Source organism: Roseobacter sp., from assembly GCF_045106495.1.
GTDB lineage: Bacteria > Pseudomonadota > Alphaproteobacteria > Rhodobacterales > Rhodobacteraceae > Roseobacter.
This window is the reverse complement of the sequence record NZ_JBGCEQ010000030.1, coordinates 1-17,984: the sequence shown is the minus strand read 5'-3', so window position 1 is coordinate 17,984 and position 17,984 is coordinate 1. Positions and strand designations below refer to the sequence as shown.

The 17,984-nt window shown below is 53.1% G+C and carries 16 protein-coding genes; 13 read left to right on the top strand and 3 right to left on the bottom strand.

The window, feature by feature from the left end:
• Window positions 1-263 precede the first annotated feature (263 nt).
• From AB8B75_RS17415 to AB8B75_RS17405, 3 genes are all read left to right on the top strand, one after another.
• Entirely contained in the window at window positions 264-1,181 is a 918-nt protein-coding gene (locus AB8B75_RS17415) for a LysR family transcriptional regulator (protein ID WP_405364084.1), read from the top strand.
• Between the two features lie 10 nt (window positions 1,182-1,191).
• Complete coding sequence (locus AB8B75_RS17410; protein WP_405364083.1) at window positions 1,192-1,689, top strand: AAA family ATPase; 498 nt, start codon at window positions 1,192-1,194, stop codon at window positions 1,687-1,689.
• Between the two features lie 668 nt (window positions 1,690-2,357).
• Window positions 2,358-3,266: a DMT family transporter gene (locus AB8B75_RS17405; protein ID WP_405364082.1), complete on the top strand. Its 909-nt coding sequence runs from the start codon at window positions 2,358-2,360 to the stop codon at window positions 3,264-3,266.
• 277 nt (window positions 3,267-3,543) lie between these two features.
• Here the strand turns inward: AB8B75_RS17405 and AB8B75_RS17400 are convergent, their stop codons facing one another.
• Entirely contained in the window at window positions 3,544-4,281 is a 738-nt protein-coding gene (locus tag AB8B75_RS17400; RefSeq protein WP_405364081.1) for an STAS/SEC14 domain-containing protein, read from the bottom strand.
• A 239-nt stretch (window positions 4,282-4,520) separates the two neighbouring features.
• On the opposite strand from AB8B75_RS17400, the gene AB8B75_RS17395 reads away from it, so the two are divergent.
• Window positions 4,521-5,465, top strand: a complete 945-nt coding sequence (locus tag AB8B75_RS17395; protein ID WP_405364080.1) for a histone deacetylase family protein — start codon at window positions 4,521-4,523, stop codon at window positions 5,463-5,465.
• A gap of 189 nt (window positions 5,466-5,654) precedes the next feature.
• Window positions 5,655-6,266 (top strand): DUF308 domain-containing protein, encoded by a 612-nt coding sequence (locus AB8B75_RS17390; RefSeq protein WP_405364079.1) that lies wholly within the window; start codon window positions 5,655-5,657, stop codon window positions 6,264-6,266.
• 58 nt (window positions 6,267-6,324) lie between these two features.
• Here the strand turns inward: AB8B75_RS17390 and AB8B75_RS17385 are convergent, their stop codons facing one another.
• Window positions 6,325-6,810, bottom strand: coding sequence for a flavodoxin family protein (locus tag AB8B75_RS17385; RefSeq protein WP_405364078.1), 486 nt, complete (start codon window positions 6,808-6,810; stop codon window positions 6,325-6,327).
• 200 nt (window positions 6,811-7,010) lie between these two features.
• Window positions 7,011-7,754: a DeoR/GlpR family DNA-binding transcription regulator gene (locus AB8B75_RS17380; protein ID WP_405364077.1), complete on the bottom strand. Its 744-nt coding sequence runs from the start codon at window positions 7,752-7,754 to the stop codon at window positions 7,011-7,013.
• A 232-nt stretch (window positions 7,755-7,986) separates the two neighbouring features.
• Between AB8B75_RS17380 and AB8B75_RS17375 the strand changes: the two genes are divergently transcribed.
• The 8 genes from AB8B75_RS17375 (at window position 7,987) to AB8B75_RS17340 (ending at window position 17,353) form a co-directional block, all read left to right on the top strand.
• Entirely contained in the window at window positions 7,987-8,787 is an 801-nt protein-coding gene (locus tag AB8B75_RS17375; RefSeq protein WP_405364076.1) for an inositol monophosphatase family protein, read from the top strand.
• Window positions 8,788-8,834: 47 nt separating this feature from the next.
• Window positions 8,835-10,403: an ABC transporter substrate-binding protein gene (locus AB8B75_RS17370; protein ID WP_405364075.1), complete on the top strand. Its 1,569-nt coding sequence runs from the start codon at window positions 8,835-8,837 to the stop codon at window positions 10,401-10,403.
• Between the two features lie 63 nt (window positions 10,404-10,466).
• Window positions 10,467-11,447 carry an ABC transporter permease gene (locus AB8B75_RS17365; RefSeq protein WP_405364074.1) on the top strand — a complete coding sequence of 327 codons (981 nt, stop codon included), beginning with the start codon at window positions 10,467-10,469 and terminating at the stop codon, window positions 11,445-11,447.
• Window positions 11,447-12,364, top strand: coding sequence for an ABC transporter permease (locus AB8B75_RS17360; protein ID WP_405364073.1), 918 nt, complete (start codon window positions 11,447-11,449; stop codon window positions 12,362-12,364). Before AB8B75_RS17365 ends, AB8B75_RS17360 begins: the two co-directional genes overlap by 1 nt.
• A gap of 2 nt (window positions 12,365-12,366) precedes the next feature.
• The gene (locus AB8B75_RS17355) at window positions 12,367-14,208 is read left to right on the top strand and encodes an ABC transporter ATP-binding protein (protein ID WP_405364072.1); all 1,842 of its coding nucleotides are present in this window, start codon (window positions 12,367-12,369) and stop codon (window positions 14,206-14,208) included.
• Window positions 14,205-15,479 (top strand): Zn-dependent hydrolase, encoded by a 1,275-nt coding sequence (locus AB8B75_RS17350; RefSeq protein WP_405364071.1) that lies wholly within the window; start codon window positions 14,205-14,207, stop codon window positions 15,477-15,479. Before AB8B75_RS17355 ends, AB8B75_RS17350 begins: the two co-directional genes overlap by 4 nt.
• Complete coding sequence (locus tag AB8B75_RS17345; RefSeq protein WP_405364070.1) at window positions 15,476-16,417, top strand: phosphotransferase; 942 nt, start codon at window positions 15,476-15,478, stop codon at window positions 16,415-16,417. Before AB8B75_RS17350 ends, AB8B75_RS17345 begins: the two co-directional genes overlap by 4 nt.
• Window positions 16,418-17,353: a phosphotransferase gene (locus AB8B75_RS17340; RefSeq protein WP_405364069.1), complete on the top strand. Its 936-nt coding sequence runs from the start codon at window positions 16,418-16,420 to the stop codon at window positions 17,351-17,353.
• Window positions 17,354-17,984 lie beyond the last annotated feature (631 nt).

The window sequence follows — 17,984 nt, the reverse complement described above, 5'->3', positions numbered from 1 at the left end:
AGCAAAAGTGCTGTCGATCCGGTACCACAACCAATTTCCAGCACGGGATCTTCTGGCTTAAGGTAGGATTTAGTGCGTTCAAGCGTGTGCAGGTACCCGTCCATATTTCGGATCGGGCCGGCGGCGTATTTTCGTGATATCTTGCTCCAGAAAGCAGCTTCATTGGATAGTACAGCCATTTTTTGCCTCTTGGGTTGAGTGATTTAGGCGCTCTTTATCTTTAAACACAAACAAACAGAATTGCTCAAATCAGATGAGGTGATATGCATATTTGCATGAACTGGCAGGCGATCAACTTCGATTGGAACCAAGTGCGTTCTTTTCTGGCGACAGCGGACAAAGGCTCTTTTTCCGCGGCCGCTCGTGTTCTTGGTCAAACCCAGCCGACCGTTGGGCGTCAGATCGCAGCGCTCGAGCAAGCATTGGGTGTCAGGTTATTCGAACGTGTTGGAAAATCTTTGAACCTAACCACAACTGGGTCTGAACTCTTGGTACATGTTCGGGATATGGCAGAAGTCGCAAACCGGATTTCACTGACCGCGACGAGCAAATCCCAAACCATTGAGGGACAAGTCAGGATCACCGCTTCGGATGTGATGTCTGCCTATCAACTCCCGACCGTACTAAAGCAAATCAGACTTGTCGCTCCTCGGTTGGAAATCGACGTAGTCGCCGCAAATGACATTCGTGACATCCAACGCAGAGAGGCTGACATTGCCATTCGGCACGTTCGGCCGTCGCAACCAGATCTGATCGCAAAGCTTGTCGCGGAGATGCGTGCACATTTCTATGCGACACCATCTTATCTTGATCAGGTTGGACGGCCGAAGGACGAAAGGGAGTTGGCCAAACTTGACTTCATCGGATTTGGCGACATCCCAACAATGATCAACTACCTCAATTCTGCCGGCATACCGGTTACCACGCAAAATTTCAGAATGGGGTCGAAAAGCGGGATCGTCGCTTGGGAGATGGTGCGTCAGGGTCTCGGGATATGTGTGATGTCAGAGGATATTGCCATGCTGACATCCGGAGTGGAACGAGTACTGCCAGAACGGGAACCTTTCAAATTCCCAGTCTGGTTGGCAACACATTCCGAGTTGCATACCGCACGGCGGATCCGACTGGTTTTTGATCTTCTGGCCGACCATTTGAGTTACCAAAAAAGCGGAGAAATATAGGACCTTTGCAATGTCGCATCCGACACCAACCTTGCATATGCTATGCGGGAAAATTGCCTCTGGAAAATCCACTCTTGCGGCAAAGCTTAGCGAACAGCCAAAAACAGTATTGATATCAGAAGATGAATGGCTGGGAGTTCTCTTTTCTAGTGAAATAAGGACTTTACAAGACTATGTGAAATACGCGTCAAAACTGAAGATCGTCATGGGTCCACATGTTTCCTATTTGCTAATGGCTGGGGTTTCGGTTGTCTTGGATTTTCCAGCCAATACTGTCGAAAACCGAAGTTGGATGCGCGATCTCGTGAAAGGAACCGGAGCCGGTCATCAGCTAAACGTTTTGCAGGCAACTGATGAAATCTGCCTCGCGCGACTACGCGGCCGAAACGCAAGAGGTGAGCACCCCTTTGCGGCAACCGAAGAACAGTTTGATCGGATAGGCAGGCACTTTGTGGCTCCATCTACCGAAGAGGACTTGAATATAACAACGCACCGCCAATCAAAGTGAACTAGATACTTCGCCGTGAACTGATTTGTAACGAAACAGATTGGTCCGCGCAAAATGGCCCAAGGGCCGGTGGCTGCAAGGCGTTTTTCATCATCACAGTATTCAGGTATCTGGAAAGGAAAGGTTTGCAAAATCCAGTGTTTGGAGAAAGGATTCAACACGAGGGCACAAAAAATCTCTGCCCCTTGCAGCCACGGCTTAGTCATATCAATCCAAAGCAGAATTTGCGCCGTTTTTACTTACGGCGTTGCAATCAAGTCTCTTTGGCGGCTGTACCTTGCTTCGCGATTGAGATCGCATTGGTTGAAGGTGTCAGGCTCTGCGACAAGAGTTCAAAAGCAAGGGTCACGCAGTCTAAATTCCCTTTGAAAGGTAAAGTCGGAAAGTCAAACGCGGATACAAAATGTGAAAACTTGATTTCGTGGAACTTGGCGCTCGGCTGTCAGTTTAGCCGATAGATTGGACTCCGCGTTTGGTCAGAAGATTAGGGTTGGTGACTCTATGCCGTCATCGCCCATAATGAAAACTTCAAGCATTGTGGCATCTATTTCGTAAAACCATCGGATCTTCAGGTCATCGTTCACGCAAAAGATTATAGACCGACTTGGTATTGATGCCTAACAGTCGTCTGCAGGCCCCTCGAGCGGCTTGTTCTTTGGAAAGCTGCAATGGCGATCACCCCAATAATACTGCAGAAGCCAACACCGTCAGTGAGGCGCACGGAAAGCATGCGTGGAATTGCCTTGATGGCTATGGGCATGTTTCTCTTTTCCGGGGTGGATGCGATTGGTAAATTTCTTACTGAGACTGTGCACCCTATCCAGATCGTTTGGTTTCGCCAACTTGGATTGCTTTTGGGAGTAGTTGTCCTGATTGGTGTTAGGGGTAGGTTAGTTTTGATTTCTTCCAATCCCAAACTGCAAATCGGACGTGGTGTATTGGCGGCCTGTTCCGCTACTCTCTTTATTATTGGCGTAAGCTACGTCCCACTTGCCGATGCAGTAGCAATTACTTTTGTTGCTCCCTTCATGGTCACTGTCATGGGCGCTTTAATCTTGCGCGAACCGGTGGGTATCCGAAGGTGGACAGCGGTGATTGTCGGCTTCATCGGCACCCTGATTGTCATCCGGCCGGGTATGGGAGTTATTCATCCGGCAGCGATATTGTTGATCGCTGCGGCAACGGCGTTTGCTCTCCGGCAAGTTCTTTCGCGTATCCTTGCGGGCGAGGACAAGACCCAAACAACTGTCGCGTACACGGCTATTGTTTCCTGGACGCTGCTGACCATACCGTTGCCATTTGTTTGGCAAAATCCAATGGGAACACTGGAAATCAGTTTGCTTGTCGGAATGGCCGTTGTAGCCGCTTTTGCCGAAGTGCTTGTCATAATGGCCTTGGACGCTGCACAGGCGGTTGTTGTAGCGCCCGTTCATTACAGTTTGCTGATATGGGGCACATTTTACGGCTTTGTCGTGTTCGGCGAGCTTCCCGATGCTTGGACATGGGTAGGTGCTTTGATCCTCGTTGCGACCGGATTGTACACGCTGAACCGAGAAAGGCTCGCCTTGAAACCTTGAATGGAATTGGAATTAGGTGCGCCTCGGCTTACTCCACTCCGCTCAGAAAGCCGTGTCCTAGAAACGCGGTCCAAAGGTTGTTGTTTTCGCGACAGGGTTTCTATTTTTCAGCGCCTGTTAGAAGTATCGAGGAGCCTTTTCACGCCAGAAGCGGAGCAGGAATTTCCATTTGGGTTTGTGGATCGGGCCGGCAGATGTGATTGTTCGTCTGGACTAGTTGCAAACAGAATAGTTTTGGTTTCAACAGCTGGGGTGGACCGAAAATGCCTTGCGTGTTTCAGGTCACTATCCATTCCTTTGCGTCATCTAAGTCCTCAACATCAAACACCATGGCTTCCGTTGGCATCAAACTGCCAAAAAGTTTTGCACTTTTTCGTATCCAGTCGATGTCAGTCACGAGGGCCAGCTTGGAAAATGACGTCAGGTGCGAAAATCCAAACCGCATATCATCCCAGATAGCGCCCGCGGAATATCCATCAAAATACTGATCAAATACGCACAACAGTTTGAGTTTGTCGTGTTCCTGCGCCGCTTCATCGATCAATGGGACAAGACTTTCAGAATAGTCCTTTGATGTAATTAAACCGGAAAAGCGCAGGGCAATGACGTCTCTTGGGAAACCCTCCATCTCACTGATTGCTCCGGGGTGATCCTCTTCCATGGCAGCCCAGTTCAGTGCGTCATCCAAGGCGTCGGCTTTGAAACGCCTAATTTTTGCGCCCGTGAACACGTCCGCTAGGGGGTGCGCGAGGGATAGCAGGACGCTGTCCGTTACAAAGGCAACCTTAGGCACGATTTTCTGACGTTCGTGAATAAACGAGATATGGGATTTAAGCGCGTCGAAGCTTTCCCACTTGGGTACGTTTGCAGTCACGACAACGAGGCTCGGCACCCTGTCATGCTCGTTGATGTAGCTGTTCATCTCTTCGACGAGACGTTCGATGTCTCTTTTTGAGATTTTCTCTTCGGGTAATAGTACGAAAAGATTTTCCTTTTCTTTGATCTCAATTTTCATCTGAAACTACTCCTTTGCGCAACGCTGCAAGGGTAACATCTTCCGAGACTGAAAAAACCAGCAATCTGGTGTTGGCTCTACGCAAATGACCGATGCCCGTTGAAGCGAATCTTTCCTTGTGTGAAAGAGTGATGAAGGGGCCGAAATCCGACACAGGCGCATTGTCCTTCTACGTTTTGCGCGGTGCATGATCCGTTTTGGGTAGGGCCCAGAGCCCAGCATATTTTTGGTGGAAGCATATGACGACAGCTCTCTACATGCACGAAGACTGCAATGCGCATGTCACACCGTCGGGGCACCCGGAGCGGGTCGAACGGTTGGAGGCGGTAGCAGCAGCTTTGTCCCAAGACAGGTTTACCGACCTGCAAAGAAGGGACACGCCCTTGGCTATGCGGGCCGAACTCCTCCGCTGCCATCCGGAAAGCTACATCGCAATGGTCGAATCTTCTGTTCCTGCTCAAGGCAGCCGCGCGCTCGATGCAGACACACATCTATCTTCGGGTTCGTGGACGGCCGCTTTGCGCGCCGTTGGTGCAGCTGTCGCGGCCGTTGACGCAGTAGTTGCTGGTGAGGTCACCAATGCGTTTTGTGCGACGCGCCCGCCGGGTCACCATGCCGAAACGGCAAAGCCTATGGGCTTCTGCTTGTTCGGAAACGTGGCTATCGCCGCCAAACACGCCCTCGACCACCATGGTCTAACACGCGTGGCGGTCGTCGATTTCGATGTTCATCACGGCAACGGAACACAGGACTTGCTCTGGAACGAGGCGCGTGCACTTTTCGTGAGCAGCCACCAGATGCCGCTCTGGCCAGGGACGGGCGATAGCGACGAGACCGGCGCCCACGGCAACGTGATGAACCTGCCGTTGCCACCCGGCACCGACGGCATTGGCTTCCGCCGGACCTGGGAGAACCATGGTCTGCCTGCGCTCGACGCCTTCGCGCCGGAGCTGATCGTGATTTCAGCGGGGTTCGATGCCCACGAGGATGACCCATTGGCAGAGCTTAGACTGCGCGAGACGGATTTCGCGTGGATTACCAACGCACTGTGTGATCTTGCTGACACTCATGCTGGCGGTTGTGTGGTGTCCATCCTTGAAGGTGGCTATGACCTGAAGGCGCTGGCGGCGAGCGCCGCGGCGCATGTTGAGGTGCTGATGCGACGGGGCCATCAGCCCACCTAATTTCAATGGCGCCAAACGGCGTCAGTTGAATCACATAGGTTGGACCTTGGATGCCTCGCAACAGTTCAGTGGTCTTTGTTTTCTGGCCAGTATTCATTGAGGTTTAACAAAAGAAATTGGCGCCGTAGACTGACGGAAGACTCGGCCGCTTGCCTGCGCTGGAGTTTGGATAAATGTTGCAAGAGTCTAATGGATAACCCGAAAACCCCACATGCCGAGATTGTAGACGACAATCGGCTAGATGCTCGCGAAGCACTGAGTAGTAGGCTCGCCAGTGTCTGGTGGACGTTTTTCTTACGTGGACTGCTCGCCGCTGGCGTCGGCGTCGCCGCCCTGTTCTGGCCAACAGGTAGCATTTCCCTTTTGCTCCAACTCGTGGGCGTTCTCCTCCTTCTCGATGGTGGGCTGACCTTGTTTGGAATAGGACGCAGTGGCGCCGCGGGTGGCGTTGGTTTTGGCGCGATTATCATCGGGCTGTTGTTGCTGATTTGGCCTGAGGGTATCGCGCGATTTGCTTTTGCGCTTCTAGGCGCTTTTGCACTGCTGACGGGTCTGGGTTCTCTGCTGACTTGGCGGCAATTGCCTGAAGCGGATCCTGAGCGCACCTCTGCCCGCAATGCAGGGTTCGCTGCGTTGCTCATCGGGTTGTTTCTCATCTTTTGGCCCGGCACTGGGCTGGTTGCGCTCGGATGGGCAATTGCATTTGGAGCACTTGCCGTATCGGTGATGTTATTCTGGTTGGCGTCTCGCTTCAAAGGCGCAAATGAACGGCTCAAAACCAAGGTTATCAACCCACGTTGATCTCAAGCTTGCGCCCTGGTTTCATTCGCCCTTTGGCAACGGATGGTTCTGCCCTGCCTCAAAAGATTCCCAAAGAAAGGCCTGCGCCCAGTGCGGTACCAAGATCGCGACAATGCAACAGCTGCTCTTCTGGAATCTTCTTTTTGGCCAAAATTTGTTCGGGTTTCTGTGCTCCTGTACAAATTATCAGGGGCTTTTGCACCTCGCGCAGTCGCCACCCTTTCGCGATACGTGCGGTTTGACGTGCTGCGTTTTCGCCGTCTGAACCAGCGCAGACCATCTGAGCGTAAGGCCGACCCTCTATGCGACCCAAAACGGGATAGTAACATCGGTCGAAGAAGTCTTTCATAATGCCTGAAATCGCAGCGAGGTTCTCGGGCGCGCAAAAGATGTATCCTCCGGCGTCAAGGAGGTCTTTAGGTTTTGCGTCAGCTGCAGTTTTAACAGTTGTTTTCATTTCTATCTGTGCTGCTGAAAAAGCCGCCTCGGCCATCTGACGAGAACCGCCGGTTCGAGAATGATAAACAATTAGAAGATGTACCATATCGACGGAACATATCCCGGATGTTGTAGCCGTCAATGCAGCATGGGCACATATAGTAACATGCGATCTCGTGCGTTTCGGTTTCGGCCGTTAAGGTGGTCCGCGCGTCCCTTCCAGAATTGAATGTTTAGCCCACAAATTGCCATGAATGTCAGACAGTCAAAACGATCCGTAAAAGTGCTGGCTTCCCAAAAAGTAAATCAAATAACTTCAGGAATTCGCTCACGGAACAATTTTAAAAGATTTTGTGGCGCATCCGAGTTAGTCAACAATACGTCCACACAATCGATTTCGCTGAGACGAACGCGACTTGTGGCATCCAGCTTGTTTGCATCGGCAAGAACGATCGTTTTTCTGGCATTCTGGATCATGGCCCTGGCAACTTCACATTCGTGCAATTCGTAATACATCAGACCCTGCTCCTGATGGATGGCAGTCGGAGACACGATTGCAAAGTCTGCATAAAACCTACTGATATTCGCCAACGTCAGCTCCCCGAAAGTTGCCGGCACATCCTCATTGTACGTCCCACCCAGGAGGAATGCTTTTTGACCGAGAATCTGAGCTGCTGGTTGCAGGTTCGTAAAGACCTTTATGTCTGTCGCCCTGTCTCTCAGCACTTCTGCAAAAGCCGCAGTAGTCGACCCCGCATCGAGAAAAACCGCTGATCCTGTAGGTAAAAAGTCCACCGCACGCCGACCAATCTCGAGTTTTTCTGCCCAGTTTCGCCCCATCCTGACCTGAAAGGGTTTCTCGGTCGACTGAAGGTCAATCGTCGCGCCACCGTGGATCTTTTCGAGCCGGCCCTCCGCATGCAGAGCCAATAGATCGCGACGGACGGTTTCACGCGAGGCACCCAACTCGGCCGCGATGTCGATGGTGCGTGCGCTTACTCGATCCAACAAGATCGAGAGAATCCGGTTTTTTCGCTCTTCTTTCAGCACGGGGACCTTGTGTCCTTCTTCCAGGATTACTGTGACCACATATCGCTTAGTTGTCGGAATGTGCAAGTTTTTGGCAGATGGAATGCCTAAAGAAGAAGCAAAGAATATGAAAAATAAGATGTTTATACAAACTCAGAAGAATTGCGTATTTGTGTATTTGTGTATTTTATTGCGAATCAGTTAACGTTGTTTAACACTTCAAGAGATCCATTCGCTGCTGTGGGGTTTAACGTTGTCAGAACAAGATCATCGGCTCGAGCATTTGCAGGCTGAATTCGATTTTGCAGCTTCCTTTGCTGACAGCGCGCGCCAGACGGCCCTGTCATACTTTCGAGGGCCCAACGGCTTGTCTTGGAAATCTGATGAAACTCCGGTCACGCTGGCGGATACTGAGATCGAACGAGCATTCCGCGACCTGGTTCAGATGAGGTTCCCAAAGGACGGGATTTACGGAGAAGAAACTGGGGTGAGTGGGCTGGAATGCGAGCGTGTTTGGGTTGTTGACCCGATTGATGGCACAGGCGCGTTTGCCACTGGGTCCCCCTTGTTCGGTATTTTGTTGGCACTTGTTGTGAGCGAGCGCGCCGCCTTTGGCGTGATTGACGCCTGTGCAACGGGAGAACGCTGGACCGCGCAACGTGGCATGGGTGCAAAGCTCAACAATGTGACCTGTGCGACCAGCAATAAAACCTCGTTGGCAACGGCGTCATTGGCCTCAACTTCGATCCACCTGCTCCGTGCGCGGGAACGCCGGGTGTTTGACTGCTTGTCTTCGGAAGCTGCGATCACCCGCCTGGGCGGAGACTGCTACGCCTATGGGCTCCTTGCGTCCGGGCATCTAGATCTGATCGTAGAAACCGGGTTAAAGCCCTTTGATTTCATGGCCGTGACCGTGATTATTGAAGAGGCCGGGGGGGTTATTTCCGACTGGGAAGGTCAACCTCTTACTCTGAACTCAGCAGGCGACGTATTGGCAGCAGCATCCGCCGAACTTCACGCGCAAGCGCTCCGAATTATCCACGATACCGAATAAGGAAAACCAACAAGGCAATTTGCCGATCAACTAGGGAGAAAGACACCATGATCACTCGTCGTAGCATTCTGGGAAGTGTAGGCGCCGCCGCTGCCATGACCCAAATCGACCCACAATTTTTCATCACGTCAGCCTATGCTCAAACAGGTGAACCAATAATCTTCTTGTCGGCAGAAAACATCACCGGCAACTGGGACCCGACCGCCCACACAACCCTGTCGCAGAAAAACATCGAAGCCTATGTGATGGGTTACCTTTCCCGCACACCGATGCGCCCTGAGAATCCTGATGAAACCAATATGGAACTGGCGGAATCGATAACGCTGCTGGACGGGTTCCGGCTGGAAATCAAATTGCGCCCCGGTATAACCTTCCATGACGGCGAACCCTTCGCAGCCAAGGATGTGAAAGCGACGTTCGAGTATGGCGCACAGCCCGATCGACCAGCGCAGTGGTACCCGGGCCCTACGGATAGTTTCGAAGTTACCACACCTGACGATATGACTGTTATTGTTGACACTTCCAAAGGCGGTTACGCGGCCAGCCTGTTCATTTTCCTGGCTTCCTACCTGCCAATGATGTCGGCCAAGGACATTGCTGCTGGCCCCAATGGACCACTCAGCCAACGCTTGAATGGCACTGGTCCATTCCGCTTTGTCGAACAGCGTGGCAATGACACCGTGCTGGAGGCATACCCTGACTATTTCTTGGGCGCACCGAAGGTGTCTGGCGTGAACTATTCTTTTGTTGGGGATGCGACCACACGGATCCTGTCCATGTTGAACGGGCAAGCTTCGATCATCGAACGACTGGAGCCCGAACAGATCGAGACACTGACCGGAAAACCAAACATCACTTTGAGCAAGATGGTCTCTGTTGAGAACAAATACCTTTGGTTCCGCTGCTCGAAGCCTCCCTTTGACAACCCTCTGCTTCGCAAGGCGGCCTGTCACGCGATTGACCGAGAAATCTTGTACGAAGTCCTTGGCGAGTCAGGGTCTCCATCCAAGAATTTCATCTCGCCGATCAAGTTTGGATATATCGATCTGGAGAATTACCCCGAATACGACCCCGAAGAATGTCAGCGCCTACTGGCTGAAGCGGGATATCCGAATGGCGAAGGCCTTCCAGAGCTGGAATACATCACATCCGTGGGATTCTATCCCAAAACCAAGGAGTACGGCGAAGTCATCACGGCGTTGCTGCAAGAGCAAGGTTTCCCGGTGACGCTCAATGTCATGGAGGTCGCGGCATGGAATGAAAACCTCTATGACCGTGAAGGCGGTGGGCCGGGCCATATGATTGACTGCGGCTGGTCAACTGGTTCTCCGGAACCTGATCTTGTTTTGAGAACGCATTTTCATTCGTCTTCCAAGCGGATTTGCGGCCTGGTTGATCCAGATGTCGATGCGCTTCTGGACAAAGAGCGCTCAGCGTCAACGCTTGAGGAAAGGCGTCGCATCATCCAGGAGGAATTGACCCCTATGCTGGCGGATCGTGCACCGGCGCTCTCTCTGTTTACCTCCGTTCTCGTGCATGCGATCCGATCTGATCTGGAAGGTCTATTTCTCTATCCCGACGGGGCAATTGATGCCTCCGACGCGGCCTTTATCTGATCTAGTTGCGCCCGTCAGTGATAAGGTGGGCGCAACCGTTTCAACTTCTGTGGAGGCAGGGCTGTGTTTCTTGTCAATTTTCTGATCCGGAGGCTGGCGCAAGGCGTCATCATCATATTCCTGGTCAGTTTCCTGATCTTCACACTCTTGCGGGTGATCCCCGGTGATCCCGTCCGCCTGATGGCTGGCGGGATGGCACCGGATCATGTGATTGACCAGATTGCTGAAGACATGGGGCTTCGAGACCCAATCCCCGTCCAATTCGTGCGGTATATGGGGGGTGTCTTGCAAGGCGATCTCGGTCAATCGTTCATTCGTCCTGCCAGTGGTGCAGCCGTTGGCGGCTCAAGTTTTGATGACAATACCCGTTCGGAAAGAGCAGAGGTATTTGATCTGATCGCAGATACCGCGCCTTTTACCTTACAGCTTGCCTTGCTTGCCATGGCATTTGCATTGGTCGTTGCGCTCCCAATTGGAATCTACGGAGGTTTGCGACCGGGCAAATGGCCTGATCGGTTAGCACTTTACATGGGATCGCTGTTTATTTCCCTGCCGAACTTTTGGTTGGGTATCGTTCTGGCGCTGGTTTTGTCGGTGAATTTGGGCTGGTTGCCTGCCATTGGGTACCAGGGGTTTGCTTATACGATCCTACCGGCCATCGTCTTGGCCGTTGAAATCGCGCCCTTTCTAATCCGAAGCCTGACCGTTTCTGTTGCTCAGAACATGCAGGAAAACTATATCTCGGTCGCTGCGATCCGAGGGATCAGTCACAGGCGGATTGTCATGGCACATGCCTTGAAAAACGCTTCTGTGCCGCTGCTCAATCTGCTTGGTGTGCAGTTTTCAATGCTTCTGGGCGGGGTGCTCGTCGTCGAGTTCATATTCGATTATCCGGGGCTGGGGTTGCTGACAATCAACGCGGTTCTGCAACGTGATTTTCCGCTGATCCAGGGGATTGCCATTGTGACCAGCGCTGCATTCGTCATCATCAACATCATTGTAGATCTTGTCGCCACCACCATTGATCCTAGGCTGGAATACTGATGACCAATAGTTCAGACGTTAACCTTCCGGCTGAAAACGATGCACAGGCGCTTACCATCGCACAAAGGGTCGCGCTTGGCGCTTGGCGATCTTTTGAGTTCCGCATCGGTTTTTTCGTTTTTGCGGCGATGGTTCTGCTTGCGATCTTCTGGCCGATGATCAGCAGCATCGATCCGTTGAAGATTAACATCCGGGCCAAGCTCACACCTCCGGTTTTTTTCGGGGAAGATTGGTCCTGGGCGCATCCCATGGGGACGGATCAACTGGGTCGGGATTTGCTCATGCGGTCCCTTGTCGGATTGCGCTATTCCCTGTTGATCGGTTTGACGACAGTGGCGGTAATGCTGGCCGTCGGTGCTCTGGTAGGTTTGGTAGCCGGATATCGCGGCGGATTGACAGACACATTCCTCATGCGGATTACGGATGCACAACTGTCCATCCCGATGATTATTTTGGCCATTGCCATTCTCGGAGTGGCACGCCCAACAATTCCAGCGATCATACTTGTGCTCGGTCTTTCAGGTTGGCCGGTTTATGCGCGCGTCATGCGGTCCGTTGTGATGGCCGAACGAAAACGCGAGTTTGTTCGGGGTGCCACCATTCTGGGCGCGTCTGACATACGCATCATGTTTCTGCTTTTGTTGCCGATCTGCCTGCCACCCATCGCTTTTGTTGCCGTGCTCGACGTAGCACGCATGATGATCTTCGAAGCCGTGCTCGGATTTCTTGGTCTGGGCGTTCAACCTCCAACGCCAACCTTTGGCAACATTATCGCAGACGGCCGCAAGTATCTGGTCAATGCATGGTGGATCGCCACGGTGCCCGGCGTCTTTTTATTCTTGACCCTGATCAGCCTCAATCTCATGGGGGCGGCGCTTGAACGTTCCCGCAACCGAGTCCATGGTGGGGAACAGTGAGCATGAACACGCCATTGCTTGAAGTCAAAAATCTCACCGTAGCGGTAGGTGAAGTTCAAACTTCGCCGCAGGTTTTGACCGGTATCTCCCTCAGTCTGGAGCAACGCAGCGTACTTGGCGTCATTGGCGGCAGTGGAGCAGGCAAATCCGTTCTGGCCAAAGCAATCATAAACTGGCTGGAAAGCCCGCTGAAAGTTGTTACGGGTCAGGTCATTTTTGAAGGCCGCAATCTTCTGACCATGTCTGATAAAGAAACCCGACTGGTGCGCGGAAAGGCGATCGGTTACGTCGGCGGCAATCCTTCGGGGGCGCTGGATCCCACAATGACCGTCGGGGCGCAAATAGTCGAGAAACTGCAAGCCGTCGAACCAGGCATCTCCTTTCGAAAAGCACGCGAAAGGGTTGTGGCCTTGCTGGATGCCGTGCGCATTCCTTCGTCCGACCAACGGTTCAATGAATATCCGTTTCAATACAGCGGCGGTATGATGCAGCGCGCAATGATCGTCGATGCGCTGATCTCAAACCCTCGGCTCATCGTAGCGGACAGCATTACCCAACCGCTTGACGTGACTGTCGGCGCGCAAATTCTGAAACTGCTGCGCGAGCTAAAAGATGAATTTGACACGTCGATCCTGTTTGTATCGAACTCACTTCCGACCGTCGCAGATGTTTCCGACCAGATAATTGTTCTGGACCACGGCAAGGTCGTGGAACAGCAGTCCACGACTGATTTGATCACCTCCCCACGCAGCACCCAGACGCAGCAATTGATCGACGAACTGCCGACCCTGTGGGAACATGACACACGGTCAAGGTTGAAGCCCGCGTCGGACGACGCACGACCGATCATGTCTGTGCGCGATGTGAGCAGGTACTACAACCTGGCGTCACGTGCCTTGCTGGGGTTTGGGGCAAAGCGCGTTCTGAAAGCGGTCCGGAATGTCAACTTTGACATCTATGAGGGTGAAAATTTCGGCATTGTCGGAGAATCCGGTTGCGGCAAGTCGACTTTAACACGACTGCTGACCGCACTTGAACCGCCAGACACCGGCCAGATCACTTTTGAGGGCCAAGACATTTTTGGGCGCGGAAAGGAGGGCACCCGCGCTTTCCGCCGGCGCATGCAGCTTGTTTTGCAAGATCCTTACAACTCGCTGCCACCGCGCAATTCCATTGGAACGATCATCGGAGAGCCGCTGGTCATTCATGGGCTGGCGTCACGCAAAGAACGTCGTGCGCGCGTTCTTGAAGTAATGGCGGAAGTTGGTCTTCCGGCCAATCTCTACGAAGAACTACCAATGGTCTTGACCGCAGGGCAGCGCCAGCGGGTCAATGTGGGACGCGCCCTGATCCTTGAGCCTCGATTGATGCTGATGGATGAAACCCTCTCTGCCCTAGGGCAGACCGAACAGGGGCAGCTTCTTGATCTGCTGGAAAAATTGCAGGCGCAGCATGGCGTGACCTACCTTTACATTTCGCATGACATTGCAATGGTCCGTCGTGTCTGTGCGCGCGTGGCGGTAATGTATCTGGGTGAAGTGGTGGAATTGGCGGAAAACGAGAGCCTTTTCTTCAACCCGGGTCACCCCTATTCCCGCGCTCTGCTTAGCGCCGCCCCAACACTGGAAACCCGGCGTTACCTGAGCGAGGATTGCCTACTGGATGGCGAACCCCCCAGCCCCATTGACCTTCCGGTTGGGTGCGCCTTCGCATCACGGTGCCCTCAGGCATTTGACCGCTGCCTGAACGAAAACCCGCAACTGCAAGGCAGAGGCGGTCTCAATCAGGCCGCCTGTCATCTGCTCGATACTGAGACCACGGCACCTCAAGAGGTTTCTGCATGACACTCAAGGTGGATCCCGATCAACTAACCAGCTTCATGGACGGAATTTCAAAGTTCGGGGCCACCCCGGATGGAGGGCTGAATCGCGAAGCCGGCACCCCCGATCATGGAAACGCCCGAGATTGGTTCTTTGGGGAGTTGCGCACGCGAGGCTATGAGGTGCAAATCGACGGAATAGGCAATGTATTTGCCGTTCTGAAAGCAAACTCCGTTGAAGACTCTCCGGTTGTCATGGTTGGGTCTCATCTCGACAGCCAGCCTTTCGGCGGCCGTTTCGATGGGGCCTATGGTGTCATCGCAGCGTTTCTTGCGGTAGAAGCCTTGCGCGCCGAAGCCGACGCGGAAGGTGTGCCTCTGGGGTGCAGATTCGTGATCGTGGACTGGATGAACGAAGAAGGCGCGCGCTTTCAGCCCAGCCTGCTTGGCAGCAGTGTCTATTGTAACGAACTTGGTCTGAATTACGCGCTGACGCGTTGTGATGGCGCAGGTCTGAGCGTGAGCGACGAATTGGAACGCATCGGTTATCGTGGCACCGATCCTGCGCCTCACGCTGATATTTACATTGAGCTGCATGTCGAAGGGAACGATGAACTGGAGAAAGCCGATTTGCAGATCGGACCATTCACTCGCTATTGGGGCGCGCTCAAGATCCGCGCCGCGATGCAAGGCGAAACATCCCATACGGGTCCTACGCTTATGCACGACCGACGCGATGCAACTTTGGCCGCAGCACATGCCATTATTGGCGCTCGCGAGATATCCGACCGCAGGGATGGCGCATTGTATTCGTCGTGTGGACGTTTGGTCGTCCAACCCAATTCGCCTAATATGGTGGCTGACCTTGCCACAATGTTTCTTGAACTGCGCTCACCAGATCCGGATGAGCTCAGTGCCGCCGAAGCAGAGCTGATGCAAGTGCTCAAGGACAGCGCAGACAAGGCAGGAGTGAACCATGAAGTTATCTCTATCGACAGACGCGAAGCAGGCAGTTTTGATCCACGTCTTGTCGCTTTGTGCGAGAGACAGGCCAAGACGCTCGGGCTGGGTACGATGCAGCTAGAAACGATTGGCGGTCACGATGCCGTGCCGGTCAGCCGGAGAATGCCCGGGATCGTCATTGCGATCCCCAGCGTGGACGGCGTCATTCACCATCCAACCGAGTATTCCAAGCCGGAGGATCTACTGAACGGCGCCAATGTTCTAGCCGGTATGATCCAGGCGATCGAGCAAGCTGGAGGCGATCTGGATCAAGCATTGAGGGATCATACATGACCGATATTGCAAATACATCATTTGCGGCCCTTGCAGGGCACTCCGGGAAAGCCCGCTTTAGCCGCTTGAAGGAGGCCGTTATTTCACCAATGCACATGGCCGTGGAAAATGAGTTGTGGCGCGTCGAAGAACCGGGCGAAAGCCCCCGAGTGCTGCGCGTGCTGCACCCGGACAGTCAAGCAGAATTCTCCCCCCAAGGCATTGTCGAGGCAGCTAAAATGTCTGGAACCCTTGGTGTGGGCCCAGAAGTTTTGATGGCGGATGCTGATAGCGGTATTATTCTGATGCCATATCTGGGCGACGGGTGGCGTACAGCGACAATGTTCGACCTAAAAAGCGCATCTGTCCGGCGCGGGGTCATCGCCGCCACGCAACTTCTGCACACTGCTCCAGCACTTTGCCGAACTTTTGATCCTTTCAATCGGATTCGGGACCTCTTTAACAGGGCGAAAGACGTTGCAGCGCCTTTGCCCTCAGATGTGGATTGGCTGATAGATGGTGCCGAGCAGGTGCGCGTCGCTGTTTCCGCCAAGCCTGTGGAGATGAGGCCATGCCGTAACGATGGCTGCGCTTCCAACATAATGCTCCATGATGATGGTCGTGTCGTTTTGCTGGACTATGATTTAGCCGGAATGAATGACCCGGCTTTTGACCTCGGCGTCCTATTGGCCGAAGCGGAGGTTTTCGATGACGAAGCGATGGCCTGGATTTGCGACTGGCACAGTGACCCAGACGAGACAATGCTAGGTCGCGCTCGCCTTTACGGCGCAGTCGATGACCTCGGTTGGGCGATCAGCGCGGCCATAAACGCGCATTTGTCCAAACGCATTTCAATCGAGTTTCGAAAATATTCGGAGTGGCGTTTCATGCGATGCCGCAGCATGATCGCTGACCGATCGTTTGAACAGACGGTACGCCGTGTCGCGGGAGGTCATTAGATGAAGCAAATCGGTGAGGCCACGACGCCACTGGAAGAAGCCTTGGAAGCTGCGGTGGCAAAAGCCGCGATGTTTCGGGGCAAGTCCCTGCGATACGCGCCCGTTCACGGGGGTATCAGTAATTCGAATTTTCGCATCCAACTGGATAGCAATCCGCTTGAATATTTCGTCAAAATCCCCGGGATCGGAACAGAGATGTTTATTGACCGTCGCGCCGCCTTTGACGCAAGCCGCAAAGCTGCGGCAGCAGGGCTTGGTCCGCGGGTTTATGAAGATCTCTATGATGACGGAATCGAGATTCATGACTTCATTCAGGATCGCCGCGCCTGCACCAATGGTGATCTTGCTCGCGAAGACACCCGTCTGGCTGCCATTGGCGCATACCGAAAAATGCATGCGATCGAACCTCTGACGTTGGAAAAGTCGGTTTTTGATATGATTGACGAGCACGCCGACCAAGTAAGCGAACTGAAAGGCTGGCTTCCGCCCGACTACGCATGGCTCAATCATCAATATATACTGGCGCGCTCAGCGTTGGAGGCATCAGGAATGGATCTCGTGCCCTGTTTCAATGACCCCATGCCAGGGAACTTCATGATTGGAAATGACGGCTCCATCATGCTGATTGACTATGAATATGCGTCAATGAATGACCGTTGTTACGATCTGGGCATCTGGTTTGGTGAGATGTTTTTTACTCCTGATCAGGAAGTCGAATTGATAGAGGCCTATTTCGCGGAAGTTCGGCCGGAAATCGTATCGCGCGTCACAGTTCATAAGGCATTGGCGGATGTCAAATGGGCGTTGTGGTCGTTTGTTCAGCAGCAGGTCTCGGCGCTAGATTTCGACTACTTCAAATATGGCCAGTGGAAGCTTATGCGTCTGCGCAGCATCATGCATTCTCCGGATTGGGCAATACACCTTTCCCGAGTTTAAGGTATGTGCCTTTCCCACCGTATGGTCTTCGGCTTTTAAGCTCCGGCGCGTGGACGTGGATCGTTCGTGCTACGATGCTGTGTCGCGTCGTTTTTTGGGCGATGGCGGTCACGCTTTTCCATCCCAGTGTCGCGGCGATTCCGTCTTTGACTTCTGGCGGGCGCATCAAGTGATGCGTTGCTCTCCATTGATCTATGGCGAAGCTCCGTGTTGTCGGTACATGTTTGCTGCGTGCGCACGATTGGAAATCTGGACATGTGCGTTCTGGGCTCGGACCTGTCATGCGGAACTGCAGCACTCAAGTATTGGCCAACGCGCAGTTTTCTGGATTTCACGCCAAAGTCGAATGACTTTGGGCAGCCAGATCTGTTGAAAAGTAATGTGTTGTACGTGCAGAAAAAGACGGCCTGAACGGCGAGCAAACACCTTTCTGATCGTGTTTCGCGCAATTTCTTCGTTGCAGGAGAGATCTAAGCCAGTTTCGGGAGGCTTTCAAAGCGTGGGAACTGAGGATCAGTTGCGCTTTCCATTTCCCAATTCGTTGGCAAATCTGGATCGATGATGAGCGCACGGGCAAGACCAACAAGGTCGGCTTTCCCGTCTGCGACCGCCGCCGTTGCCTGTTTTAAAG